Genomic DNA, 25439 nt, shown 5'->3' with positions numbered 1-25439 from the left:
GCTCACGCCTCCAGGCAGGTTTCGACGAAGCGCTTGAAGGCGCGGGCGCGGTGCGAAAGCGCCTCCGTGTCTCCTGGCTTCCAGCCGTGCTTTTCCTCCGCGCTCATCTCGCCGAAGGTGACGCCATGGTTCTCCGGTTGAAACACCGGGTCGTAGCCAAAGCCCTGTTCGCCACGCGGCGGCCAGACGACAGTGCCTTCGATCTCGCCGCGAAACATCTCTGTGTGTCCGTCCGGCCAGGCAAGGCAGAGGACCGAGACGAAACGGGCGGTCCGGTCGGCGGATGTCGCGGCTCCTTTTTCGGCAAGCGCGGCTTCGACCTTCTGCATCGCCATGGCGAAGTCGCGGCTGCCGTCCTCATTTTCAGCCCAGTTGGCCGTGTAGACGCCGGGCGCGCCGCCGAGCGCGTCGATCACCAGGCCGGAATCGTCCGAGAGCGCGGGAAGGCCCGCCGCCTTCGCCGAGGCAAGCGCCTTGATCGCGGCGTTTTCCTCGAAGGTCGTGCCGGTCTCGTCGGGTTCGATGAAATTCAGATCGGCGGCGGATTTGGCCTCGAAGCCGAGCGGGCCGATCAGATCGCGGATCTCGCGGATCTTGCCGGCATTGTGGCTGGCGACGACGATCGTCCGTGTGTCGAGCTTGCGCATGTCGTGTCCTGTCAGGTCAGGCCCCAGAGGGCGGGTTCGGCGCATTCGAGGCTGTTTCCGGCGGGGTCGCGGAAATAGATCGAGCGGGCGCCGGTCGGCCAGCGGAAATCCGCTTCGATGGCGATTCCTGCTTCTTTGAGCTTTTCCGCCCAGAAATCAAGATCGCTGGCCGGAACGCGAAAGCAGACGTGCCCCTTTCCAGTGGTTCCGTGGACCGGCACGGGAAGGGCGTGCGGCGGCGGCGGGACGATCGTTTCCTTGGGGTTGAAGATGAGGAGGACACCGGGGCCGCAGCGGAAGAAGACGTGACGGTTCGCATGGCGGGCGATCTTCTCCAAGCAGAGAAGATCGCCGTAGAAGGTCTCTGCGGCGTCGAGATCGTCGGCATAAAGGGCAGTCTCGAGCACGCCCTGAAGGATCGGTTTCGTCTCAGGCATGAAGCTTGCCCCGGTTCGTCCCAATGTCGATCAGGGCAAGGTGCCCGAAGGGCCGATGCGGGGCAAGCCAATCCAGACTCAGGCGATCGCCTGCTTCTGCAACTCGACGAGTTCGGCAATCCCGCCCTTGGCAAGAGCCATCAGGCTGGCGAACTCCTCCTCCGTGAAAGGCTTGCCTTCGGCCGTGCCCTGGATTTCGACGATGCCGCCGGAGCCGGTGATGACGAAGTTGGCGTCCGTCTCCGCGGCCGAGTCTTCCAGATAGTCGAGGTCAATCACCGACTGGCTGGCGAAGATGCCGCAGGAGATCGCAGCGACATGATCCTTCAAGACCTTCTCTACTTTGATCATGCCGCGGGTTTCCATCCACTTCAGGCAGTCGTACAGCGCGATCCAGGCGCCGGTAATGGAGGCGGTGCGGGTGCCGCCGTCGGCCTGAATCACGTCACAGTCGATGGTGATCTGTTTTTCGCCGAGCGCAGTCAGATCGACGACGGCGCGCAGAGAACGGCCGATCAGGCGCTGGATCTCCTGGGTGCGGCCGCCCTGCTTGCCGGCCGCGGCCTCCCGCTTCATCCGCTCGCCGGTGGCACGCGGCAGCATGCCGTATTCGGCCGTCACCCAGCCCTTGCCGCTGTTGCGCAGCCACGGCGGCGTCTTTTCCTCAAGGCTCGCGGTGCACAGCACATGCGTGTCGCCAAACCTCACAAGGCAGGAGCCCTCCGCGTGCTTGGAAAAATTGCGCTCGAAGGAAACCTTGCGCATCTGGTCGGTTTTTCTGCCTGACGGCCGCATCGCGAACTCCTGGATCATGTCTTTGTCTGGCGATGCTTCTAGACCACTTCGCCGGGGGAGGAAATCGCCCAGTTGGCCGATTTCCGGGAATTTCATCCGCCGGGTGGCGGGTCAGGTGGTCGCATTTGCCCTTGTGCGTGAGCGGGCGGGGTTAGTATAGTCAGACCAAAGGGAAACGTTTGATCGGCATGGTATTGAGGAACTCTGCGGAGACAGACATTCACAAGGCGCTGGACGAGCGATCCGGCGAGATCTTCCGCCGGATCGTCGAGAGTTACCTGGAGAACGGCGAACCGTTGGGATCGCGCAATCTCTCCCGGATCCTGCCGATGTCGCTGTCGCCCGCATCCATACGCAATGTCATGAGCGACCTTGAGGCGCTGGGGCTGATCTATTCGCCCCATGTCAGTGCCGGCCGTCTTCCGACGCAACTCGGACTTCGCTTCTTCGTCGATGCGTTCATGCAGGTAGGCAACATTTCCGATGAGGAACGGGCCTCGATCGCCCGGCACGTCCATCGACCAGTGCACGGACAGAGCGTCGAGACGATGATGGGCGAGGCAAGCCAGATGCTTTCTGGGATGTCACGCGGCGCGGGTATCGTGATCACGACGAAGAGCGATTCCGTGCTCAAGCACGTCGAGTTCATCCGGCTGGAGCCGACCAAGGCACTGGTCGTACTGGTCGGCGAGCATGACCAGGTCGAAAACCGCATCATCGAGCTGCCGGCAGGCACGACCAATTCGCAATTGACGGAGGCTGCAAACTTCCTCAACGCGCACTTGGCCGGCAATACGATTCACGAAGCGCGCACCCAGTTGGAACGGCTGCGCTCGGAGGTGCGTCAGGAATTGGACCTTCTGTCGCAGGATCTCGTCGAGCGAGGGCTTGCGGTGTGGTCAGGCGGTTTCGAAGAGACCAAGCCGACGCGCCTGATCGTGCGTGGCCGTGCAAATCTGCTCGAAGGGCTCGCCGGTACCGAGGATGTAGACCGGCTGAGGATGCTGTTCGACGACCTGGAGAAGAAGGACAGCCTGATTGAGCTTCTGAACCTCGCGGAAGCCGGCTCGGGCGTGCGCATCTTCATCGGCTCCGAGAACAAGCTGTTCTCGCTCTCGGGCTCGTCGCTGATCGTGGCACCCTACCGCGACGGCGAGGAGCGGATCATCGGGGCTGTGGGGGTTATCGGGCCAACGCGGCTGAATTATTCACGGATCGTGCCGATGGTGGACTATACGGCGCAGTTGATGTCGCGACTTTCCCGCTGACGGCGCGGGTCGGTTTCTTTAAGATTGTCGAACAAGCCTTGATTTTTTCGATCCGAAGCTCGATATCCGCCTCAACTCCCTCCCATCGTTCGCGTAACTGGAAAGTCTTGCGCGTGGTTGGGAAGTAATAACAAGCGCCGTGCACCCACCGGGATGGGCAGGGCTGCCTTGGCCGTTCAACCCTGTGTGTCGCCTGTGGGCAGCCCACGCGACGCGCGCGATTTCTCAATCCGGAGAAACCTATGACCGACGATACCAGCAAACACGCACCCGAAGCCGCAAATGACGAGGCCGAGATCGCCGCTGTGTCGCCTGAGGGCAATGAAGCCGAAGCGCAGGCAGCAGACGCCGATCCGATCGCGCTGTTGCAGGCGGAAAACGCCGACCTGCGCGACAAGTACCTGCGCCTTGCCGCCGAGATGGACAACCTCCGCCGCCGCACCGAGCGCGATGTCAAGGACGCCAAGTCCTATGCAGTCGCGGGCTTCGCGCGCGACATGCTGGCTGTTTCGGATAACCTGCGCCGCGGGCTGGAAGCGATCCCTGCCGAAGCGCTGGAGGCTGGCGAGGCAGGACTGAAGGCACTGGCCGAAGGCGTCGAGATGACCGAACGCTCCATGCTGGCTGCGCTCGAGCGCCATGGCGTTCGCAAGCTGGAGCCGATCGGCGAGAAGTTCGACCCGCATTTCCACCAGGCGATGTTCGAGGTGCCGAACACAGAGGTGCCGAATGGCACCGTCCTCCAGGTCGTGCAGGACGGCTACAAGATTGGCGACCGCGTGCTGCGCCCGGCCATGGTCGGTGTTTCCAAGGGCGGGCCGAAGGTGCCCGCGAACGGCGGCGATCAGCAGGGCTGATCTACGATCAAAGCGGATCTGAAGAGTTGACCCGGCCACGCTTCGCTGCGGCCGGGTTTTTCATGTTCATTGATACACACAGCCGTCTGCTGCGCACGTAGGGTTTTACTGCGGCTTTTCGGAAAACCGAAAAACGGTCCCGTCGTCTTGCCTTCCTGTGGTGCGCGCTATGTACGTGCTGGCGGTCAGCGCCGCAGATCGACTACAGCAAATATGCGAAGCTGAGCCCCTTCGAGCTCAAGGACGCGCTGATTGGCGTTGCCTCCGGAAAAGCCAACCGCACCATGCTCAATGCCGGTCGCGGCAATCCGAATTTTTTGGCGACGACGCCGAGACGGGCATTCTTCCGGCTCGGGCTTTTTGCCACTGCGGAAGCCGAGCTTTCCTACTCCTACATGTCGAACGGCATCGGCGGTCTGCCAAAGATCGAAGGCATCGAGGGGCGTTTCCAGCGTTTTGTCGCCGAGCATCAGGAGCAGCCGGGCGTCAGTTTCCTCGGACGATCGATTTCCTACGTTCGGGACCAGCTGGGACTTCCGGCGTCCGAATATCTCCATGAGATCGTCGAAGGCATCCTTGGCTGCAACTATCCCGTTCCGCCACGAATGCTCCGCATCAGCGAGGAAATCGTCAAACACTATCTCGTCAGGGAAATGGTCGGCGGATACATGAGCCCGTCCGATCTCGACGTCTTTGCGGTCGAGGGTGGCACTGCCGCCATGACCTATATCTTCGATTCACTGAAGCAGAACAAAGTGCTCAAGGAAGGCGATACGGTCGCCATCGGCCTGCCGGCATTCACGCCCTATATCGAGATCCCCGAACTGAACAATTATCGTCTGAAGGAGGTCCACATCAACGCCGACCCGAACCAGGACTGGCAGTATCCTGATGCGGAATTGGACAAGCTGCTCGACAAGGCGGTGAAGGTCTTCTTTCTGATCAATCCCAGCAATCCGCCTTCGGTGAAGATGGACGAGCGTGGCCTCGAGCGCATTGCGGGCATCGTCAAGGAGAAGCGACCGGACCTGATCATCCTCACGGACGACGTCTACGGCACCTTTGCCGACGACTTCAGATCGCTCTTTGCGACGTGTCCCAACAATACTCTGCTGGTCTATTCCTTCTCCAAATATTTCGGCGCGACGGGTTGGCGCCTGGGTGTCGTCGCCACGCATCGCAGCAACGTCGTGGACGCCAAGCTGAAGGATCTGTCGCAGGCCGACAAGAGCGAACTGGCCGGCCGCTACGCCTCTCTGGTGCCTGACGTATCGAAGCTGAAATTCATCGATCGGCTGGTCGCCGATAGCCGCACCGTTGCGCTCAACCACACTGCCGGCCTCTCGACGCCCCAGCAGGTGCAAATGGTGTTGTTCGCATTGTTCGCCGTGATGGACGAAAACGATGTCTACAAAGGTCAATTGAAGAAGGTCATTCGACGGCGGGAGACGGCTCTCTATCGCGAACTGGGTATTCCAGCACGGACCGATGCGAACGAGGTGGACTACTACACGCTGCTGGATCTGGAGGATATCGCACGCCGGCTCTACGGCGATGAATTTGCTGCCTGGGTGAAGAAGAACGTTGCCCCGACAGAGCTCTTGTTCCGCATCGCCAACGAGACGGGAATCGTGTTGCTTCCAGGCAGCGGCTTTGGCACGTTGCATCCGGCCGGCCGGGCGTCTCTCGCAAACCTTGACGAATACGAGTATGCCGCCATCGGCCGTGCGCTACGGACAATGGCGGAAGAGACCTACGAAATGTTCCAAAAAGAAGCAAGGCCGAAGAAGTAGCGCTCGTGGGTCGCTTCTGCTACCCGGATGGGTCTCAGGCGGCGTTCGACGCCTGCTCCTCGCTCAGGCAGGCGTAGATCGCCGTTGCCGAATCCGAAGAGCGGAGCTTCGCCACCATGGCCGGGTCGCGCAGGACGCGGGCGATGCGCGAAAGAGCCTTCAGGTGATCGGCGCCCGCGCCCTCGGGCGCAAGCAGGAGGAAGACGAGATCGACCGGCTGGTCGTCCAGCGCTTCGAAGTCCACCGGCGTTTCCAGACGGGCAAACAGGCCCGTGATCTGAGTGAGATCCTTTAGCTTCCCGTGCGGAATTGCGATGCCGTTGCCGACCCCCGTCGAGCCGAGACGCTCGCGCTGGAGGATCACATCGAAGATCTCGCGTTCCGGAAGGCCGGTGATCTTGGCCGCCTTTATCGCCAGCTCCTGAAGCAGTTGCTTCTTCGAGCTGGCCTTCATGGCCGGGATAATCGCACTCTGCTGCAGCAAACCTGCCAATGCCATGCCTCTGTCCTCGTGAGCCGCAGTGAAAGGATTGAAGCGGGATGCGCCGCGCCCCTGGGCGCATCCCCCTGCCACTTTAGCCTTTGATATTGGCTGCATCTATCCAGCCAATATTGCCATCGTTTCGTCGATAGACGATGTTGAGTTGTTCCTGACCGACGCTGCGGAAGAGAAGAACCGGCTCGTCTGTCATGTCGAGCGCCATGACGGCGCTGGCAACGGACATCGTCTTGAGCTTCTTGGTGCTTTCAGCCACGATGGTCGGCGCGTAGTCGGCCGGGACTTCGTCCGCATCCTCGGGAACCGAATCCATGACCGTGTAGGCGACTTCCGCCTGGCCGTTCCCGTTGTGGTGGTCCTTGAGCTTGCGCTTGTATCGGCGAAGGCGCTTTTCGATCCGATCCGACGCGGCGTCGAATGCGATAATCGGATCGTTCGCTTCGCCATTGGCCTGCAGGGCAGCACCGGTGTCGAGGTGAACCTTGCAGTCTGCGCTGAATCGCGAACCGGACTTTTCCACGATGACGTGGCTCGAATAGCCTCCATCGAAATATTTGGTTACGGCCGCTCCGATCTGTTCTTCAATTCGCAACCGGAACGCGTCGCCGATGTCCATATGTTTGCCGGATACACGCACACTCATGGAGTTTCCTCTCTCATTGTGATTTGCGCGTAACAGTCTATTCCAACCGGACCCGTCATCCAAGCACTTCGCGCGCGCAACGCCCTTTCGTCAGCGGTACCGGGGGAAAACGGGGATATGGTAAACCGGTCTGTCTTCTCTTCGGAATTGGGGCGGGCATCTATCCGTTCCTGGCCGCGGAGTCAACTGCTCCATCGGTGGTAGGGTTGCTCAGTGGGGACGTACGTCTTTGGCAGATGCTTAGAAACCGGCGGCCCTGGCAACGGCTCGCTTCTCCCTGCGCCGCTGCACTGAGGAGGGAATGTTCATCGCCTCGCGGTATTTTGCCACGGTCCGCCGAGCAATGTCGACGCCGGCCTCCTTCAGCATGTCGACAATGTCGTCGTCGGAAAGCACTGCCTCCGGCGTCTCCTGGGCGATTATCAATCGAATGCGGTGGCGGACGGATTCCGCGGAGTGGTTGTCGCCGCCCTCGGAGGAGCCAATCGATACGGTGAAGAAATATTTCAGCTCGAACAGACCGCGCGGCGTCAGCATGTACTTGTTCGAGGTCACGCGGCTGACGGTCGATTCATGCATCTTGATGGCTTCGGCCACAGTTTTCAGATTGAGAGGCCGAAGGTGATCGACGCCATGGAGAAGGAAGGCGTCCTGCTGGCGCACGATCTCGCTCGCCACCTTCATGATGGTTTTTGCCCTCTGGTCCAGGCTGCGGGTCAGCCAGTTGGCGTTCTGCAGGCACTCGCTCAGGAACGCCTGGTCGTCACTCGCCCGCTCTGTGCGGCGGGAGACCGAGGCATAGTACTCATGGTTGACCAGCACGCGCGGCAGGGTCTCGGCATTGAGCTCTACGAGCCATGTGCCGTCGGGTGCTGCGCGAACGACGATATCAGGGACGACGGACTCGGATACGCCGGGCTGGAAGCGCGTTCCCGGCTTGGGGTCGAGCTTGCGGATTTCCGCCAGCATGTCGAGCAGATCTTCCTCGTCGACGCCGCAGAGTTTCTTCAGCGTCGCGAAATCCCGGCGCGCCAGGAGTTCGAGATTGCCGACCAGTTCAGCCATGGCCGGGTCGAAGCGGTCACGGGCACGCAGCTGTATCGCCAGGCATTCAGACAGCGTGCGGGCGAAAACACCGGGCGGGTCGAACTGCTGAAGTGCATCGAGCACGCGCTCGACATCGGCAAGTGGCTTGCCGAGCTTGAGTGCCGTTTCGGTCAGATCCGCCGACAGATAGGCGGACTCATCGAGTTGATCGATCAGGTGGCTGGCAATCAGCCGGTCGACAGGCGAGGTGAGGGAGAACGGCACCTGGGCGGAGAGATGGTCTCGCAGCGTCGTTTGGGCGGCGACAAAATCATCGAGATCGTAGCCTTCGCCATCACCGGCACCGGGCATTGACTTCCATTGGCCCAGCAGTTCGGGCGCATCCGCCGTCCGCGGCCCGGCATCATCGGGGAACACGTTTTCCAGGCTGGAATCGAAGGGCTCGGTCATTTCGCCGGCGCTGCCGGCAGTCGCGGTCTCATAGAGGTCACCGGAAAGCCCGGCTTCGGCACCTTCGCCGTGTTTGTCCGCGCGCTCCTCATTGACAGAGTAATAGTCGTCCTCCGTTGAGGGAGCGTCGCCGGCGGCGCGTGAGCCGTCATCGCCGGAGGCGAGTTCGAGCAGTGGATTCTTCTCCACCTCGTTCTCGATGAACTGGGTCAGTTCCAGATGCGTCATCTGCAACAGCTGGATCGACTGCATCAGTTGCGGTGTCATCACCAGCGACTGGCTTTGGCGCAGTAGAAGGCTGGCTGCGAGTGCCATGCGGATGTTCAAACTCCCTAGGTCGCTGCACGTCATTCGCGACGCGTCAATGACACCGTATCCGTTGCAAATTTCGGCAAAACTGACCGGTTCCGTGCGGTTATAGTAGTACGCCAGGGCCTAAGAATCCGTAGCGCGAGCAAGGGCTCCGGGTGCCGAAATCGAGATTGGCCCAAAAATTGCGTTTTTGGTCGAGCTGGTCAAGCTACCGCGGCGCGATGCGACGAATTTCCTATGGCAGACCGGCAGGTCCAGACTCGCCCGCGATGGCGCCCAAGGATTGGGCGCTGCGGCCTAAAGGCTGAAATTGTCGCCGAGATAGAGGCGCCGCACGTCGGGATTGGCAACGATGTCGTTGGCACGGCCGTGGGTCAGGACTTCGCCGGCATGGATGATGTAGGCCCGGTCGATCAGGCCGAGCGTCTCGCGTACGTTGTGGTCGGTGATCAGGACGCCGATGCCGCGCGACGTCAGGTGGCGGACGAGTGCCTGGATGTCGGCGACCGAAATTGGATCGACACCTGCGAACGGTTCGTCGAGCAGCATGAAGGTCGGATCGGTCGCAAGTGCACGGGCGATCTCCAACCGCCGGCGTTCGCCACCGGAAAGCGCGATTGCTGCGGATTTGCGCAAGTGCGAGATCGAGAACTCGTCAAGCAGGCTGTCGAGCTTGCGCTCGCGGCGGGCTTTGTTGCTGTCGTGAACCTCGAGCACGGCGCGGATGTTCTGTTCGACCGTCAGGCCGCGGAAGATCGAGGCCTCCTGCGGCAGGTAGCCGACGCCGAGTCGGGCACGGCGATACATCGGCATCGTCGTCACGTCATTGCCGTTGAGCTCGATGGAGCCTTCGTCGACCGGTACCAGCCCGGTGATCATGTAGAAGCAGGTGGTCTTGCCGGCACCGTTCGGGCCAAGCAGGCCGACCGCCTCGCCCCGCCGCACGACGAGCGACACACCGTTGACCACCCGCCTGCCGCCATAGGTCTTGGTCAGGTTGCGGGCGATCAGCGTGCCTTCGTAGCGGGATGCATCAAGGCTGCGCTGGATCTCCAGCGCAGGCCTTTTTGCACGGCGCGTCATGCGGGAAAGGGATAGAAGCGACACGGGCGTAGTCAGTTCGTGGTTTTGCGGGATTTCGGGTCGAGCTGGATCATGACCCGACCGCCGCAGGCGTCGAGCTTGGCTTCGCCGGTTCGCATCAACACCGTCAACTGGCAGCCGACGAAGACGTTCTTGCCCTCCGACAACACCACCTTGTCGCCCTTCAGCACGAAGACCTCGTCAATGAGGTTGAACGTGCCGGTATCAGCGGTGGCTTCTTGTGTGCCGGACTGCAGGAAGACCTTGTCGGCGACGTCGATCTTCTCGATATCGGCATCGCCGCTCGAGATTGAGCCGCCACCGTCGGCCTTGTAGTGCACGACCATGCTGCCAGCCTGCAGCGTCGTCGTGCCCTGAACGACCTTGACGTTGCCGGTGAACTGGGCGGTGTTCGACTGCTGCTGGATTTCCAGCTTGTCGCTCTGGATTTGGATCGGCTTGTCGTTAGACAGCTGAAGCCCCTTCAGCTGGCTTTTCGTTTCCTGTGCTCCCGCAGCCGTCGCGGCCAGCACGAAGCCGGCGGCAAGCAGCGGGAGAATGGCATGTCTTTGCGCGGGTTCAGAAAATGCGGACATCGTGGCCCTACTTCTCTCTGTTGCGGATGGCGGCGGGATCGACATTGACGACGACGTCTCCCTCGAAGACGACGGTCCGCCCTTTATCCGTCATTCGCAGCGACTGCGCAACAATCGAAGCTTCCTTTGACTGGATGGATACGGGTTGCTGCGTCGACATGCGACCGCCGTTGATGTCGAGATGTGCGTCCTGGAAGGCGGCCTCGAGACCGGTGTTCAGACGGATGGTGAACGGCGCGGTCATGTCGAGGATGTTGCGGCCGCGGTCGTAGATGCCGGTTACGGCATCGACCTGGGCGACCAGCTTTTCGTTGACCGGCATTTTCGCCCGGATGTTCTCAAGCTGAATGATGTCGGGGTTCTTCATGTCCTGCAGCGCCCGATTGGCCTTCATCGAATAGCTGATGCCGTCGCGGTTGCGCCCGGAAATGGCCGGGTTCTTCATCACGACCTTGCCATCTTCGATCGTGGCGCTCTCGACATCGATCTCATCGGGCAGGTAGGTGGCGACGATCGAGACGACTGCGAAAATGGCGGCAATCAGAAGACCCAGCGCCGGCAGAGCGATCTTCAGGACGCGCACGCGCGCGGAATGCCGGGCCGCGCGACGGTAGGCTTCCATCGTCGTGACCGTCCGGTACTCGGCGGTTTGCAGGTCAGCGGCAGTGGTCAGCATGTGCCCTTGTTCGCAGCTTTCAGGTCTGTTGTCATAGCGCGCAGCGTCGGATCAGCCGCTTTCGTCCTGAACAGGATAACGGGCCCCATATGGAGATTATTCCTGAACAAACAATGGAAACCCGAAAAACGACTGAGATGATTTGCTATTTGCCCGGCTAATGCCATATCGATGAGGCATTTGGCAAATGGCGCAATCGTCGTTTGCCTCCAGAAATTGATCGCACGGGAACAATCGAGATGGATCAGCCCGCCATAGCCGACCGCAGGCAATTGCGCCGCAAGCTCACCTTCTGGCGCGTTGCCGCCATTACTGTTGCCGCGATCGCGGTCTTTGCTGCCATCGCATGGAACTGGCCCGCCACCTCGATTGAGGACCATGTCGCCCGCGTGTCGATCAGCGGCATCATAAAGGACGACCAGGAGCTTCTCGAACGGCTCGACCGCATTGCCAAGAACGAGCGAGCGAAGGCACTGGTGGTATCGATCACCTCGCCGGGTGGAACGACCTATGGTGGAGAGGTGATCTTCAAGGCTTTGCGCAAGGTTGCCGAGAAGAAGCCGGTCGTTGCAGACGTGCGCACGCTCGCCGCTTCCGCTGGCTACATGATCGCCGCCGCCGGCGACACGATCGTCGCTGGCGAGAGTTCGATTACCGGTTCGATCGGCGTCATCTTCCAATATCCCCAGCTAAAGGTGCTGATGGACAAACTTGGCGTTTCGCTCGACGAGATCAAGTCGGCGCCGCTGAAGGCCGAGCCTTCGCCGTTCCATCCCGCGAGCGAAGACGCCAAGGCGATGATTCGCCGGATGGTTGACGACAGCTATGCCTGGTTCGTCGATCTTGTGGCGCATCGTCGCAAGCTTCCGCGCGAGGAGGTGTTGCGGCTCGCCGATGGCAGCATCTATACCGGTCGGCAGGCGCTGCAAGCCAAGCTCGTCGACAGACTCGGCGGGGAAAACGAGATTCGTGACTACCTGGAGACGCGCAAGGTTGACCGGCGTCTACCTATGGTCGATTACGAGGCGCCCGGCCGTTCCGGCCTGTTCGGCCTCGGTCTCGATGCGGCCGATTGGCTGAAAGGATTCTCCGGTATCGGATTCGGCCCGTCCGAGGTGCTCGAAAAGCTCGGCGGCGAAAAGTTGTTTCTTGACGGTCTTGTCTCCGTTTGGCAGGTTGGACGTGATTGAAAAGACAAGCGTTTTGAGGGGACAGCCGTGATCAAGTCAGAATTGGTACAGATCGTCGCCGCTCGCAATCCACATCTTTATCATCGAGACGTCGAGAACATCGTCAACGCGGTGCTGGACGAAATCACCGATGCGCTCGCCGCCGGCAACCGCGTGGAGCTTCGCGGCTTCGGTGCTTTCTCGGTGAAAAACCGCCCTTCACGCTCGGGGCGCAATCCCCGCACCGGTGATGCCGTGTTTGTCGAGGAGAAGTGGGTGCCCTTCTTCAAGACCGGCAAGGAACTGCGCGAACGGCTGAACCCCAATCATGCGGACGACGACGCCGATTGACGTCGGCGTGCCGCGCCCATCAACCAGCCCGATTGCGGGAGGCGGCTCCATGCTCAAGAAAATCATCAACATTGTCGTGCTGGCGCCGATCGGCATCATATTGATCGTGCTGTCGGTCGCCAATCGCCAGCCGGTGCGCCTAGCGCTCAACCCGTTCCGGCCGGAGGACACGGTGCTATCGATGACAGCACCGTTCTTCGTCTATCTCTTCCTGGCGCTGATCCTCGGCATTGTGCTCGGCGCAGCCGCAACCTGGATCAGTCAGCACAAATACCGCAAGCGCGCCCGCACCGAGGCCAGCGAGGCGGTAAAATGGCAGACCGAGGCGGACAAGCAGAAGGCGCGCGCCGAGACGCTTGCCGCGCAAAACCTGCTGTCCGCGCCGAAGTAGGCCGCTCGCGCCCGAAAGGATCAGGCGTTGGCGCCGCCATTCAGCCGCTGGCCTAGGTCTGCGAAGAATTGGGCGGCGAGCTTCTTCGAGGTGGAATCGATCAGGCGCGAGCCGAGTTGCGCCAGCTTGCCGCCGATCTGGGCGTTCACCGTATAGCTCAGGACCGTCTCGTTACCATCTTCGGCGAGCTTCACATCGGCGCCGCCCTTGGCAAAGCCCGCGATGCCGCCCTTGCCCTCGCCGGAGATCGTGTAGCTTTCCGGCGGGTTGAGCTCGGAGAGCGTGACCTCGCCGTTGAAGGTCGCAGAGACCGGGCCAATCTTGATCTTGACGGTGGCTTCGAGCTCGGTTGGGGACTTCATTGTCAGCGACTGGCAGCCCGGAATGCAGGCCTTCAACGTCTCGGGATCGTTGAGTGCGGCCCACACGGCTTCGCGGGGGGCGGCGATGCGCTCTTCACCTGACATGTCCATGACGTTCCTCCTCCTCTTGGCCGGGCCTTGCCGATTTATCGCAGATCGCAAAGCGCTTTGCCAAGTGGGACTTTGCCAAGCGGGGCTGTGGTGCTATTTGGTCTGGCTTTCCCGCGGACCACCGTCCGCTATCTCATCGATCGAAAACGGACCGCGACGTGAAGGACAAGAACCGCCGGCAGAAGAAGGGCCCCGCCGTGGCTGGCGCCGCGCGATCTGGCGAGCGCATTCGCCAGGCGTCACCGATTCGTGCGGCGGGCGCCAAGCCGCAAGCCAAGGCGGTTGCCAAGCACGCAGGCGCCGCACGCGTCGAGCCGGCCAAGCGGCAAGACTTCGGTGTTGACGCCGCCAAGGCGGTGCCCGAACGGGCCGCGCGCCCGGCGGCATCCCAGCCCCCCGAACAGCAGCGCAAGCTGATCGCCCGCACCGGCGAGAAGCCGGCAGAACGGGTGCCGGTCATCCTCGAGACGGCCGGGTCCAACGACTACCGCCTCATCGACAGCGGCGCCGGCGAGAAGCTCGAGCAGTATGGTCCCTATCGGATCGTGCGCCCCGAGGCACAGGCGCTATGGCCGCGCAGCCTGCCGGCGCATGTCTGGGAGAAGGCGGATGCGGTGTTCACCGGCGACACCGACGAGGACGGCATGGGCCGCTGGCGCTTTCCCGGGACGGCCCTCGGCGAGACCTGGCCGATGCGGCTGCTCGATTGCGATTTCCACGGCCGTTTCACCGCTTTCCGCCATGTTGGCGTATTTCCGGAGCAGCTGGCGCACTGGAGCTGGATGAAGGCGCGGATCGAGGCGGCCGACCGGCCGCTGAAGGTCTTGAACCTGTTCGGCTATACCGGCGTCGCTTCGCTCGTCGCCGCCCGCGCCGGTGCCGAAGTGACCCATGTCGACGCGTCGAAGAAGGCGATCGGCTGGGCCCGTGAAAACCAGGTGCTTGGGCGCGGAGAAACCTTGCCGATCCGCTGGATCTGCGAGGATGCGATGAAGTTCATCCTGCGCGAGGAGCGCCGCGGCAGCCGCTACGACATCATCCTCGCCGATCCCCCGAAATTCGGCCGCGGTCCGAACGGCGAGGTGTGGCAGCTCTTCGACAACCTTCCGCTGATGCTGGACGTCTGCCGCGAGATACTTTCGCCGGACGAGGCCGCCCTCGTGTTGACCGCTTATTCGATCCGGGCGAGCTTCTACTCCATTCACGAACTGATGCGCGAAACGATGCGCGGCCGCGGCGGGCTGGTCGAGTCCGGCGAACTTGTCATCCGCGAGGGCGGCACCGACGGCAGAACGGTCGGCCGTGCCCTTTCGACATCCCTCTTCAGCCGTTGGACTTCCGCATGAGCGAACATCACCACCGCGATCAGGGCCCCCACCGCGTGGGGCAGGTGAAGGAGGTCACGAGCCTCGCCAACCCGATCGTCAAGGACATCAAGGCGCTGGCGCAGAAGAAGGCGCGCGACGAAACGAAATCCTTCATCGCCGAAGGGCTGAAGCTCGTGATCGACGCGCTCGAGCTCGGCTGGACGATCCGCACGCTCGTCTATGCGAAGGCCGCCAAGGGCAAGCCGCAGGTCGAGCAGGTCGCGGCAAAGACCTTTGCCAAGGGCGGGCTGGTGCTGGAAGTCAGCGAGAAGGTGATGTCGACGATCACCCGGCGCGACAATCCGCAGATGGTGATCGGCGTGTTCGAGCAGCGCTATACCTCCTTGAAGGACTTCCGCCCGAAGGCGGGCGAGACCTATGTGGCGCTCGACCGGGTGCGTGACCCGGGCAACCTGGGCACGATCATCCGCACGGCGGACGCGGCAGGCGCCTCCGGCGTGATCCTCGTCGGCGAGACGACGGATCCGTTCTCGCTGGAAACGGTGCGCGCGACCATGGGGTCGGTGTTTGCCATGCCCGTCGCCAAAACCTCGGTCGGCGACTTTCTGCGGTGGAAGAAGGAGGCGGGCGTCAAGGTCGTCGCCACCCATCTTGCCGGGGCCGTCGATTACCGCACGATCGACTACAGGAAGCAGCCGGTCGTGCTCCTGATGGGCAACGAGCAGGCGGGCATTCCCGAGGAACTGGCACGTGAAGCCGATGCGCTCGCGCGCATTCCCCAGGCGGGGCGTGCCGATTCTCTCAACCTGGCGATCGCCACCGGCATCATGGTGTTTGAGGCACGTCGCCACCTCCTGTCGCTGGACGAGCCGAAATGACCGGGCGCGCACCGTTCTTCTCCCGGCCGGTTCCGGTCGTCGTGTTCATCATCGTCGCCGTCCTCATCGACCAGTTCATCAAGATGGCCGTGGAGGCATGGCTGCCGTTGGAGCAGCCGGTGCATGTGCTTCCGATGCTGGCGTTGTACCGGACCTACAATTTTGGTGTCGCCTTTTCGATGCTGTCGGGCATGGAGGGCTGGTTCATCGTCGGCCTGAGGCTCGTCGTCGTCGCCTTCGTCACCTGGCTCTGGCGGCAGACGCCCAAGGAACGGGGGCTGGCCCACGCGGGTTACGCGCTGATCATCGCCGGCGCGCTCGGCAACCTCGTCGATCGCATCCTGTTCGGCTATGTGATCGACTATGTGCTGTTCTACACCGCGACCTGGTCGTTTGCCGTGTTCAACCTCGCCGACAGCTTCATCACCATCGGCGCGGGCATCATCCTGCTGGACGAGTTGCTGCAGTCGCGCGGGCGCCGGCACAAGGCCTGATCGTTAAAATCCGATCGGTTTGCTGAAGCGGATCTGAACGCCTGTCGTGCTATCCGGGCACGCATGAGCGAACCGGCGAAGCTTCAAGACCGGCTCAAGGCGGAATTCGCTGACGAGCCGGGTGACGAAGGACAGCCGTCCCACGACAGAGGGGCGGAGGCTGTCGACGATGCGTTGCTGCCAACTTCCTCCCCTATAGCTCGGGCGGACCATCACGCTATGCTGACCGGGGCCGTCGCTTGCCTCGTCCTTCTGTCAACCGGCCTCGTTCTGGCAACCGGCATCCTACAGGGGTTTCATGTCGCAGCGCTTAGCCTGGGTGTGGCCGGACTGGCTGCAATGCTGCTTCTTTTGCGCAGTGGCCGCAGCGCCGATCGGCGCGTGAGGCACCATGCCGAGCGCCACCACGATCGCGCCTGGGAACAGAGCGAAACGGCGGCGGTTGCTGCGGCTATCCATGACATCCTGCGCGATATCGTCCTTGTGCGTTCGCTGGACGGACGGATCATCCGCGCCAATGCGGTTCTCAGCGATCTCGTCGGTATCGCGGATCCGATCGGCCTGACCTGCACGCGGATCGGCCTCGACATTCACACTGAGGTCCTGCCGCATCACTACGACGTGAAGATCGCGGCGCCCGGCGGCACGCGCATCTATGCATGGCACGACATCACCGTCCGTGATCCGGTGACCGGCGAACTGGCAATCCACAGCATCGCCCGCGACGTTACCGAGGAACGCAAAGCCGAGACCCAGCGCGAGCTCGCTCTCAGCAAGGCAGAGGTTGAAAGCGAGGCGAAATCCAGGCTGCTTGCGACTGTCAGCCACGAGATCCGTACACCGCTGTCGGGTATCCTCGGAATGTCGCATCTGATTGGGCAAACACGATTGACGGCGGAGCAAAAGAACTATCTCGCCGGCATCCGCCAGTCCGGTCACGCGCTCGTCCAGCTCGTCGACGACTTGCTCGACTTCTCTACGATCGAGGCAGGGCGGTTCCAACTGCGCCCGAGCGAGGAGCCTATCCGTCCGCTCCTGGAGGGCGTCGTCGAGATGCTGTCGCCGCGCGCGCACGAGAAGGGGATCGAGATCGGATCGTTCGTCTCGGCCGAAGTCCCACCAGTGATCCTCTTCGACGGACCGCGTCTGCGGCAAGTCCTCTACAACGTGATCGGCAATGCGGTGAAGTTCACGGCAACCGGTGGTGTATTTCTCGAGACGACAATCGAACCAGACCATCTCGCCGTCAAAGTCACCGATACGGGCCCGGGGATGACGGCCGAGGAGCAGGCGCGTGTCTTCGAGGCATTCGAACAGGCGGGAGGAGCGTCTCAGCGTCGCGGAGGAGCAGGGCTCGGCCTAGCGATTTCCGCCCGTATCCTGCGCGAGGCCGGTGGAGCGCTGACGCTTGAAAGCCGGCCCGGACGCGGGTCCACCTTCACGATCCGCATGCCGGCAGCATTGACACTCGCGGCAACGGGCGGAAGGGCAGGGCCGCTGCGGGGCTCGTCAGTGTTTCTGTATGCGCCCGACGGGCCTGTAGCGAGGGCACTGCAGCGCACGATCGAGACACTTGGCGGCACGTGCAGGCACGTGGGAACCCTCACCGATGCGCTGGAGTTCGCAAAGGGAGATGCCGCAACGTTGACCGACATCATCGTCGACAACCGGCTTTCCGGCGAATTCCGGCGGGAGCTCGCCGATCTTCCCGCCCTTAGCGACCGGCGCATCCGCCGTGTCTATCTCGTCAACCCGGAAGAGCGGACCGGCCGGGCGCTGGGCAATGGCGAGGGCTACGATGCCTGGCTCATCCGCCCGTTGCGCGAGCGTTCTCTGGTTGAAGTGTTGCGGGGTCGCATGAAGGGGATCGAGGTCCGCGACGCGATCAACGACAACCGGCCGGTGTTAAGTGCGCCGGCAGTCGAACCGGTCTCGCAGCCGAGAAAAATGGGGCGGATTCTTCTTGCGGAAGACGATCCGGTGAACGCCATGCTGGTGCGTTCGATGCTGGCGAAGGCAGGCTTCGAAGTGAGCGTCGTCGATAGCTTCCCGTTGTTGCTTTCCGCTCTCGATGCGCCGGGTGGGCGGCCGCACCTGATCATCACGGATCTGACCATGCCGGGTGGCGAAGGGGCCGATGTGTTGCGCCGAATAACCTGCGAAGAGATGACTGTTCCGGTCGTCGTCCTGACGGCCGAGGGGCGGCGCGGCCTGCATGAGGAGTTGATCTCGTGCGGAGCGGCGGCCGTCCTGGTCAAGCCTGCCGAACCGAAGGCGCTCCTCGCCGAAGTCTCCCGGTTGATCGGGACAGAAAAGAGATCCTGACCGCCCTTCATGTTCCGTCCCGACAACTTCTTGTCGGCCAGGTGTCGGAGCTCTATGTACGGTCAGTCCAATGTCACTGTCCTGTTGCAGATTCGTGCTTTAAGACACGCAGTAAACTTGAGCGGGAAGTCGCCAATGACTGTCGAATTCGCAGACCCAAACGTGTTGGTCGAAGTCGCCCCGGCGACGTGCCAGGTTTCCACCCGCAAGGATGCGGATGTCCTTGGCCGGATCGGCCATCTGGAGACGCGGCTGGCGCGGACCAATGCCGAGATCGACGCGGCACAGGCTGTGCGCTACCGCGTATTCGTCGAGGAGATGAGTGCGCAGATCGCTCCCGATGCGATGCGACGCAAGCGCGACATCGACGCCTGGGACATGGTCTGCGACCACCTGCTCGTGCTCGACACCACGATCGAAGGCGACGCCGAGGAACAGATCGTCGGTACTTACCGGCTGCTGCGACAGGACGTTGCGAAGGGTTCTGGCGGCTTTTATTCGCAGTCCGAATTCGACCTTGAACCGCTGCTGGCGCGCCAAGCGGAAAAGCGCTTCATGGAGCTCGGCCGCTCCTGCGTGCTGCCACAATACCGGACCAAGCGGACGGTGGAGTTGCTCTGGCAGGGGGCCTGGGCCTATGCGCTGAAGCATCGGGTCGATGCCATGTTCGGCTGCGGCTCGTTCGGCGGCGTCGTGCCCGAGGAACATGCGCTGGCGCTCTCCTTCCTGCACCAGAACCTGCTGGCGCGCGATGAGTGGGGCGTCCGCGCCCATGCCGATCGTCACCGCACCATGGACCTGATGCCGAGCGAAGCGGTGAATGCGCGCAAGGCGCTTGCCGCGATGCCGCCGTTGATCAAGGGTTACCTCAGGCTCGGCGCGATGATCGGCGACGGCGCCGTCGTGGACCACGCGTTCCGAACGACGGATGTGTTGATCGTGCTCCCGATCGGCAAAATCTCTGGCCGCTACATCAACTACTATGGTGCCGATGCCGGCCGGTTTGCGAGCTGAATCAACTCGCCGTACCGGATGTACCTGTCCGGCCGAGAAGATTTCTGTTGCCGTTTCGACCGGCCCTTCCCTGAGGAGGGAAGGGCGGTCGGGCCACGTTGTCAGACGCCGGCGTTGTACGCCGCGAGCGCCGCCATGTTGACGATGTCGCTATCCTTCGCGCCCATCGAGACGATCTGCACCGACTTGTCGAGGCCGACGAGCAGCGGGCCGATCACGGTCGAGCCGCCAAGTTCCTGCAGCATTTTCGTCGAGATCGACGCCGAGTGGAACGCCGGCATGACAAGCACGTTGCCAGGCCCGGAGAGGCGGCAGAACGGGTACTGTTCCATGATCTTCGGGTTCAGCGCCACGTCCGCGGCCATCTCGCCGTCGTATTCGAAGTCGACGCGGCGCTTGTCGAGGATTTTCACCGCTTCGCGCACGCGCTCGGAGCGCTCGCCGGTGGGGTGGCCGAAGGTGGAATAGGCGAGCATGGCGACGCGCGGCTCGTAGCCGAGCTTGCGGGCCAGCCCTGCGGCCTCCTCGGCGATGTCGGCCAGTTCTTCGGCCGAGGGCATGTCATGCACGGCCGTGTCCGCTACCAGGACGGTGCGGCCGCGGCAGAGCGCCAGCGACGCGCCGATGACGCGGTGGCCGGGCTTGGGATCGATGCACCGACGCACGTCTTCGAGCGCGGTGGAATAGTTGCGCGTTAGCCCCGTGACCATCCCGTCCGCATCGCCGAGCGCCACCATGCAGGCGGCGAAGTGGTTGCGGTCGTTGTTGATCAGGCGCTGGGCGTCGCGGAAGAGATAGCCCTTCCGTTGCAGGCGCGCATAGAGGTAGTCGGTATAGGCGTCGTTGCGCTTGGAGATGCGGGCGTTGAGCAGTTCTATACCCGAACGGTCGAGGTCGATGCCGGCCTTTTCCGCAACGCTGCGCATTCGCTCCTCGCGGCCAAGCAAGATGGCGGTGCCGAGCTGCTGGTTGGCGTAGGAGACGGCCGCGCGCATCATCTGCTCTTCCTCGCCCTCGGCGAAGACGACGCGCTTGGGATGGCGGCGCACGCGCGCATAGATGTTCTGCAGCGTCGAGGCGATCGGGTCGCGCCGGGCTTTCAGCTCGCGTGCATAGGCGTCGAGATCGAGCAGCGGCCGGCGGGCGACGCCGGTGTCCATGGCAGCTTTGGCGACGGCGACGGGGATCGCCGAGATCAGGCGCGGGTCGAACGGAACCGGGATGATGTATTGCGCGCCGAAGCGCGGGCGGTTGCCCTGATAGGCGGCGGCCACGTCGTCGGGCACGTCCTGCTTGGCGAGGCTTGCCAGCGCTTCGGCGGCTGCGATTTTCATCGCGTCGTTGATGGTGGTGGCACGCACGTCGAGCGCACCACGGAAGATATAGGGGAAGCCGAGGACGTTGTTGACCTGGTTCGGATAGTCGGAGCGGCCGGTGGCGACAATCGCGTCGTCGCGGATGCGGGCGACCTCTTCCGGGGTGATTTCCGGGTCCGGGTTGGCCATGGCAAAGATGATCGGGTGCGGTGCCATCGACTTCACCATCTCCGCCGTCAGCGCGCCCTTGGCCGAAAGGCCGAAGAAGACGTCGGCACCTGCCAGCGCGTCCTTGAGGCTGCGTCGGTCGGTCTTGACGGCGTGGGCCGACTTCCACTGGTTCATGCCCTCCTCGCGACCCTGGTAGATCACGCCCTTGGTGTCGCAGAGGATGACGTTTTCCGGATTGAAGCCCATCGCCTTGATGAGTTCGATGCAGGCAATTGCCGCCGCACCCGCGCCGTTGCAGACGAGCTTCGTCGTCTTGAAATCGCGCCCCGTCAGCGTCAGCGCATTGATCAGGCCGGCGGCGGCAATGATCGCGGTGCCGTGCTGGTCGTCGTGGAAGACGGGGATATCCATCAACTCACGCAAACGCTGCTCGATGATGAAGCAGTCGGGCGCCTTGATGTCTTCGAGGTTGATGCCGCCGAAGGAGGGGCCGAGATAACGCACGCAGTTGATGAACTCGTCGACGTTTTCGGTGTCGACCTCGAGATCGATCGAGTCGACATCGGCAAAGCGCTTGAACAGGACGGACTTGCCTTCCATCACCGGCTTGGAGGCGAGCGCCCCGAGATTGCCGAGCCCGAGGATTGCCGTGCCGTTGGAGATGACGGCGACCATGTTGCCGCGCGCCGTGTAGTCATAGGCGCGCGACGGATCCTCGGCGATCGCCTTGACGGGGACGGCGACTCCCGGGGAATAGGCAAGCGACAGGTCGCGCTGGGTCGCCATCGGCTTCGTCGGTGTGATTTCCAGTTTACCTGGCCGGCCGTGGGCGTGAAAATCCAGCGCTTCCTGATCAGTCACGCTCGCAACCGCCCGCTTCGTCTTGCCGGTCTCCGCCATCGTTCTCCCCATAATTTCTGGTCAAGCTCCTGTGGGAAGCGCACTGTGCGGCACCCTCAGGTGTTGTCTTCTATAGCGACCCGCGGCTAGGGTGACACTTCTTTTTTTGGATGAACAGTCTTTCCGTGAACGACCAGATCGTGCGCAACAGCGACATATTGACGACCGCCGAGCTCGCCAGCCATGCGAGCCGAGCATCGGCGACGCCGATGATGGAGCAATTCATCGAGATCAAGGCGAACAATCCCGACAGCCTGCTGTTCTACCGCATGGGGGATTTCTACGAGCTGTTCTTCCAGGACGCGGTAGACGCCGCGCGCGCGCTCGGGATTACGCTTACGAAGCGCGGCCAGCACATGGGGCAGGACATCCCCATGTGCGGTGTCCCGATCCATGCCGCTGACGACTACCTGCAGAAGCTGATCGCGCTCGGATTCCGCGTCGCCGTCTGCGAGCAGGTGGAGGATCCGGCCGAGGCGAAGAAGCGTGGCTCGAAGTCGGTCGTTCGCCGCGACGTCGTACGCCTCGTCACGCCGGGCACGCTAACTGAGGAAAAACTGCTCTCGCCGTCGGACGCCAACTACCTGATGACGCTCTCGCGCATCCGCGGCGGCGGAGACCCAACCCTTGCGCTCGCCTGGATCGATATATCGACTGGCGTGTTCCGGCTGGCGGAGACGACGCAGCAGCGGCTGCTCGCCGACATCCTGCGCATCGAGCCGCGTGAACTGATCGTGCCCGACACGCTGTTCCACGATCCGGAGTTCCGTCCCGTGGTCGACGTTCTCGGCCGGGTCGCCGTGCCCCAGCCGGCAGTGCTGTTCGACAGTGCCACGGCCGAGGGCCGCATCGCCCGCTACTTCGCCGTCGGCACGCTCGACGGCTTCGGCACCTTCTCGCGCGCCGAGCTTTCGGCGGCCTCGGCCGCCATCGCCTATGTCGAGAAGACGCAGATTTCCGAGCGGCCACCACTCGGGCCGCCGGAGCGGGAGAGCTCGGCCTCCACCCTTTTCATCGATCCGGCGACACGGGCGAATCTGGAACTGGTGCGCACGCTGTCCGGCGACAAGAACGGCACGCTGCTCAAGGCACTCGACCGCACCGTTACCAGTGGTGGCGCCCGGCTTCTGGCCGAGCGGCTGATGTCGCCGCTGACCGATCCGGAGCCGATCAACGAACGGCTTGATTCGATTGCGGCGCTGGCTGACCGGCCGTCCTTCGCTTCGGACTTGCGCGATGCTTTGAAGCTTCTACCGGATATGCCACGCGCGCTTTCTCGGCTGGCGCTCGGCCGCGGCGGACCGCGTGATCTCGGCGCCCTGCTGCACGGTTTGCGGGCCGCAGACGCCGTGGCGCGGCAGATGTCGACGCAGGGGCTGGATGGAGAGCTGGCGGCTGCACTTGCGGATATCGGTGCCCTGCCATCGGCGCTGGCGCAGAGACTTGAGGGCATGCTCGGCGATGAGTTGCCGCTCCTGAAGCGCGACGGCGGCTTCATCCGCGAGGGTGCGGACGCAGAGCTCGACGAAATGCGGGCATTGCGCGACCAATCGCGCCGGGTGATCGCCGGGCTGCAGCTGCAATACGCCGAGGAAACCGGCGTCAAGTCGCTGAAGATCAAGCACAACAACGTTCTCGGCTATTTCATCGAGGTGTCGGCCGGCAACGCCTCGGCGCTGACGGATGGCGATGAGGCGAAGGCCCGCTTCATCCATCGACAGACGATGGCGGGCGCGATGCGCTTCACAACGACCGTGCTGTCGGAATTGGAAACGAAGATCGCCAACGCGGCCGACCGGACCCTGGCGATCGAGCTTGCCGCCTTCGATGCGCTGAGTGAGGCGGTCGTTGCGCAAGCTGACGCGATCAAGGCAGCAGCGCGGGCGCTCTCCGTCGTCGACGTCTCGCAAGGCCTGGCGGTGCTAGCCGAAGAGCAGGCCTATTGCCGCCCGGTCGTTGATCGCTCCAAGATGTTTGCCATTGTCGGCGGCCGCCATCCGGTGGTCGAGCAGGCGCTGCGCAAGCAGGCGGGCAATCCCTTCGTCGCCAATTCCTGCGACCTTTCGCCGAACGGCGGGCAAGACGGCAGGGGCGATGGGGCGATCTGGCTTTTGACCGGCCCGAACATGGGCGGCAAGTCGACCTTCCTGCGCCAGAACGCGCTCATCGCCATCCTGGCGCAGATGGGCTGCTATGTTCCCGCCGAAAGCGCGCATATCGGTGTCGTTGACCGGCTGTTTTCGCGCGTCGGCGCGTCCGACGATCTGGCGCGCGGCCGCTCGACCTTCATGGTCGAGATGGTCGAAACGGCGGCGATCCTCAATCAGGCGACGGAGCATTCGCTCGTCATCCTCGACGAGATCGGTCGGGGGACTGCGACCTTCGACGGCCTGTCGATCGCCTGGGCTGCCGTCGAGCACCTGCATGAGGCCAACCGCTGCCGCGGCCTGTTCGCCACGCACTTCCACGAGCTGACGGTGCTGTCGGAAAAGCTCGCCCGCCTTTCCAATGCCACGATGCGGGTGAAGGAGTGGGACGGCGAGGTGATCTTCCTGCACGAGGTCGGCCCGGGCGCGGCCGATCGCTCCTACGGCATCCAGGTGGCGCGGCTTGCCGGCCTGCCGGCCTCCGTCGTGGCGCGGGCGAAGGACGTGCTGGCGAAGCTCGAAGACGCCGACCGCAAGAACCCGGCCAGCCAGCTGATCGACGACTTGCCGCTGTTCCAGGTGGCGGTACGCCGCCAGGAGGGCGCAAGAAGCATCGGCGCTTCGAAGGTCGAGGAGATGCTGAAGGACTTCAGCCCCGACGACATGTCGCCGCGCGAGGCACTGGAGGCGCTCTATGCGCTGAAGAAGGAAATCGCCGGACGATAGGGCTTTGCGGCATCATGCAGCGGTGTCGTCAATGGCGACTTTTGGCCCATTGCGGACTTCACCTCAGGGCCGTGATGGCCACCCATTCGGTTGGCTTCCGGTCGTACGCGCCGCCCAACCAGACTTCACTTTCAATCTTCCGCCAAGGTGCTGAAGTTCGCCAGAGCGCCAACAACTCGTCTGGCGATAGATAGCTGTAATAGCGACCGAGTGCGTCTGAGCCCTCTCCATCTCCCGCCTTGAAACTTGCCCAGACAACTCCGTTTTCGGTCAATGCCCGGTGAATTTTCTCGATCACACCGGCAAGCTCCGAACGGGGCACGTGGGTCAATGAAGCGCAAGCATATACGCCGTCATAAATAGCCACGGCATTCAACTCGTTAAATAGCATTGTCCTGACAGGCTGTCCGATTCGACGGGAGGCAATAACGGCGAGTTCGGACGAGCCATCAGTCGCGTCAAGATCGAAGCCTCTTTCGATGATGGCGGCTGCATCGACGCCGCCACCAGTCCCCAGTTCCAAGACTTTACCTACTGGCCTGCAACGGTCGAGAAAGCTGAATAGTCTCGGATTGGGCGCCCCTTCACCGGCAGCATATTCTTCCGCATTCGTGTTGTAGAAGCCCAGTGTCAGGTCGGTCACGGAAAGTGCT

At 62.8% G+C, this 25439-nt stretch carries 23 protein-coding genes and 1 pseudogene; 12 read left to right on the top strand and 12 right to left on the bottom strand.

Translation table 11 applies throughout. From position 1 onward, the window contains the following. Positions 1 to 2: 2 nt before the first annotated feature. From rdgB to rph, 3 genes are all read right to left on the bottom strand, one after another. A complete protein-coding gene (rdgB, locus tag IB238_RS15765; RefSeq protein ID WP_192248717.1) occupies positions 3 to 647 on the bottom strand; it encodes an RdgB/HAM1 family non-canonical purine NTP pyrophosphatase in 645 nt (214 codons plus the stop codon). An 11-nt stretch (positions 648 to 658) separates the two neighbouring features. Next, a complete protein-coding gene (locus tag IB238_RS15760; RefSeq protein WP_192248715.1) occupies positions 659 to 1084 on the bottom strand; it encodes a VOC family protein in 426 nt (141 codons plus the stop codon). 78 nt (positions 1085 to 1162) lie between these two features. Next, positions 1163 to 1879 (bottom strand): ribonuclease PH, encoded by a 717-nt coding sequence (rph, locus tag IB238_RS15755; protein WP_192249708.1) that lies wholly within the window; start codon positions 1877 to 1879, stop codon positions 1163 to 1165. Positions 1880 to 2067: 188 nt separating this feature from the next. Between rph and hrcA the strand changes: the two genes are divergently transcribed. From hrcA to IB238_RS15740, 3 genes are all read left to right on the top strand, one after another. Further along, positions 2068 to 3147: a heat-inducible transcriptional repressor HrcA gene (gene hrcA, locus IB238_RS15750; RefSeq protein ID WP_192248713.1), complete on the top strand. Its 1080-nt coding sequence runs from the start codon at positions 2068 to 2070 to the stop codon at positions 3145 to 3147. A 242-nt stretch (positions 3148 to 3389) separates the two neighbouring features. Continuing rightward, complete coding sequence (grpE, locus tag IB238_RS15745) at positions 3390 to 4004, top strand: nucleotide exchange factor GrpE (protein ID WP_192248710.1); 615 nt, start codon at positions 3390 to 3392, stop codon at positions 4002 to 4004. 197 nt (positions 4005 to 4201) lie between these two features. After that, entirely contained in the window at positions 4202 to 5797 is a 1596-nt protein-coding gene (locus tag IB238_RS15740) for a bifunctional aspartate transaminase/aspartate 4-decarboxylase (protein ID WP_192249705.1), read from the top strand. Between the two features lie 34 nt (positions 5798 to 5831). On the opposite strand, the gene ptsN is transcribed toward IB238_RS15740, so the two are convergent. From ptsN to lptC, 6 genes and pseudogenes are all read right to left on the bottom strand, one after another. Continuing rightward, positions 5832 to 6296 carry a PTS IIA-like nitrogen regulatory protein PtsN gene (gene ptsN / locus IB238_RS15735; protein WP_192248707.1) on the bottom strand — a complete coding sequence of 155 codons (465 nt, stop codon included), beginning with the start codon at positions 6294 to 6296 and terminating at the stop codon, positions 5832 to 5834. A 76-nt stretch (positions 6297 to 6372) separates the two neighbouring features. Continuing rightward, entirely contained in the window at positions 6373 to 6939 is a 567-nt protein-coding gene (raiA, locus tag IB238_RS15730; RefSeq protein WP_192248704.1) for a ribosome-associated translation inhibitor RaiA, read from the bottom strand. Positions 6940 to 7179: 240 nt separating this feature from the next. Continuing rightward, positions 7180 to 8751, bottom strand: a complete 1572-nt coding sequence (gene rpoN, locus IB238_RS15725) for an RNA polymerase factor sigma-54 (RefSeq protein ID WP_192248701.1) — start codon at positions 8749 to 8751, stop codon at positions 7180 to 7182. A gap of 294 nt (positions 8752 to 9045) precedes the next feature. Then, positions 9046 to 9792 (bottom strand): annotated as a pseudogene (lptB, locus tag IB238_RS15720) (LPS export ABC transporter ATP-binding protein); the annotation flags it as partial. Positions 9793 to 9863: 71 nt separating this feature from the next. Beyond that, positions 9864 to 10427, bottom strand: a complete 564-nt coding sequence (locus tag IB238_RS15715) for an LptA/OstA family protein (RefSeq protein WP_192248698.1) — start codon at positions 10425 to 10427, stop codon at positions 9864 to 9866. Positions 10428 to 10434: 7 nt separating this feature from the next. Beyond that, complete coding sequence (lptC, locus tag IB238_RS15710; protein WP_192248695.1) at positions 10435 to 11103, bottom strand: LPS export ABC transporter periplasmic protein LptC; 669 nt, start codon at positions 11101 to 11103, stop codon at positions 10435 to 10437. 239 nt (positions 11104 to 11342) lie between these two features. On the opposite strand from lptC, the gene sppA reads away from it, so the two are divergent. Genes sppA through IB238_RS15695 form a run of 3 tightly spaced genes read left to right on the top strand, consistent with a single transcriptional unit; the run spans position 11343 to position 13014 of the window. Further along, positions 11343 to 12293 (top strand): signal peptide peptidase SppA, encoded by a 951-nt coding sequence (sppA, locus tag IB238_RS15705; protein ID WP_192248693.1) that lies wholly within the window; start codon positions 11343 to 11345, stop codon positions 12291 to 12293. Positions 12294 to 12320: 27 nt separating this feature from the next. Beyond that, the gene (locus tag IB238_RS15700; RefSeq protein ID WP_192248690.1) at positions 12321 to 12623 is read left to right on the top strand and encodes an integration host factor subunit beta; all 303 of its coding nucleotides are present in this window, start codon (positions 12321 to 12323) and stop codon (positions 12621 to 12623) included. 49 nt (positions 12624 to 12672) lie between these two features. Further along, entirely contained in the window at positions 12673 to 13014 is a 342-nt protein-coding gene (locus IB238_RS15695; RefSeq protein ID WP_192248687.1) for a DUF1049 domain-containing protein, read from the top strand. 20 nt (positions 13015 to 13034) lie between these two features. Here the strand turns inward: IB238_RS15695 and IB238_RS15690 are convergent, their stop codons facing one another. Beyond that, the gene (locus tag IB238_RS15690) at positions 13035 to 13487 is read right to left on the bottom strand and encodes a carbon monoxide dehydrogenase subunit G (RefSeq protein ID WP_192248684.1); all 453 of its coding nucleotides are present in this window, start codon (positions 13485 to 13487) and stop codon (positions 13035 to 13037) included. Between the two features lie 158 nt (positions 13488 to 13645). On the opposite strand from IB238_RS15690, the gene IB238_RS15685 reads away from it, so the two are divergent. The 5 genes from IB238_RS15685 (at position 13646) to IB238_RS15665 (ending at position 19526) form a co-directional block, all read left to right on the top strand. Next, the gene (locus IB238_RS15685; protein ID WP_348648256.1) at positions 13646 to 14833 is read left to right on the top strand and encodes a class I SAM-dependent methyltransferase; all 1188 of its coding nucleotides are present in this window, start codon (positions 13646 to 13648) and stop codon (positions 14831 to 14833) included. Continuing rightward, entirely contained in the window at positions 14830 to 15693 is an 864-nt protein-coding gene (locus IB238_RS15680) for an RNA methyltransferase (protein ID WP_192248681.1), read from the top strand. The genes IB238_RS15685 and IB238_RS15680 overlap by 4 nt, the downstream gene beginning before the upstream one ends. Beyond that, positions 15690 to 16187, top strand: coding sequence for a signal peptidase II (gene lspA / locus IB238_RS15675; RefSeq protein WP_192248678.1), 498 nt, complete (start codon positions 15690 to 15692; stop codon positions 16185 to 16187). Before IB238_RS15680 ends, lspA begins: the two co-directional genes overlap by 4 nt. Positions 16188 to 16250: 63 nt before the next feature. Beyond that, positions 16251 to 18512 carry an ATP-binding protein gene (locus tag IB238_RS15670; RefSeq protein WP_192248675.1) on the top strand — a complete coding sequence of 754 codons (2262 nt, stop codon included), beginning with the start codon at positions 16251 to 16253 and terminating at the stop codon, positions 18510 to 18512. A 135-nt stretch (positions 18513 to 18647) separates the two neighbouring features. Further along, the gene (locus tag IB238_RS15665; RefSeq protein WP_192248672.1) at positions 18648 to 19526 is read left to right on the top strand and encodes a GNAT family N-acetyltransferase; all 879 of its coding nucleotides are present in this window, start codon (positions 18648 to 18650) and stop codon (positions 19524 to 19526) included. Positions 19527 to 19627: 101 nt separating this feature from the next. Here IB238_RS15665 and IB238_RS15660 read toward each other — a convergent pair whose 3' ends face one another. Continuing rightward, positions 19628 to 21913 (bottom strand): NADP-dependent malic enzyme, encoded by a 2286-nt coding sequence (locus tag IB238_RS15660; RefSeq protein WP_192248669.1) that lies wholly within the window; start codon positions 21911 to 21913, stop codon positions 19628 to 19630. A 110-nt stretch (positions 21914 to 22023) separates the two neighbouring features. Here IB238_RS15660 and mutS point away from each other — a divergent pair, with 110 nt between their 5' ends. Further along, positions 22024 to 24786: a DNA mismatch repair protein MutS gene (mutS, locus tag IB238_RS15655; protein WP_192248666.1), complete on the top strand. Its 2763-nt coding sequence runs from the start codon at positions 22024 to 22026 to the stop codon at positions 24784 to 24786. A 58-nt stretch (positions 24787 to 24844) separates the two neighbouring features. On the opposite strand, the gene IB238_RS15650 is transcribed toward mutS, so the two are convergent. Beyond that, a complete protein-coding gene (locus IB238_RS15650; protein ID WP_192248663.1) occupies positions 24845 to 25429 on the bottom strand; it encodes a class I SAM-dependent methyltransferase in 585 nt (194 codons plus the stop codon). Positions 25430 to 25439: the final 10 nt, after the last annotated feature.

The sequence above is a fragment of the Rhizobium sp. ARZ01 genome (assembly GCF_014851675.1).
Taxonomy (GTDB): Bacteria; Pseudomonadota; Alphaproteobacteria; order Rhizobiales; family Rhizobiaceae; genus Mycoplana.
This window is presented reverse-complemented; position numbering and strand designations above follow the sequence as displayed.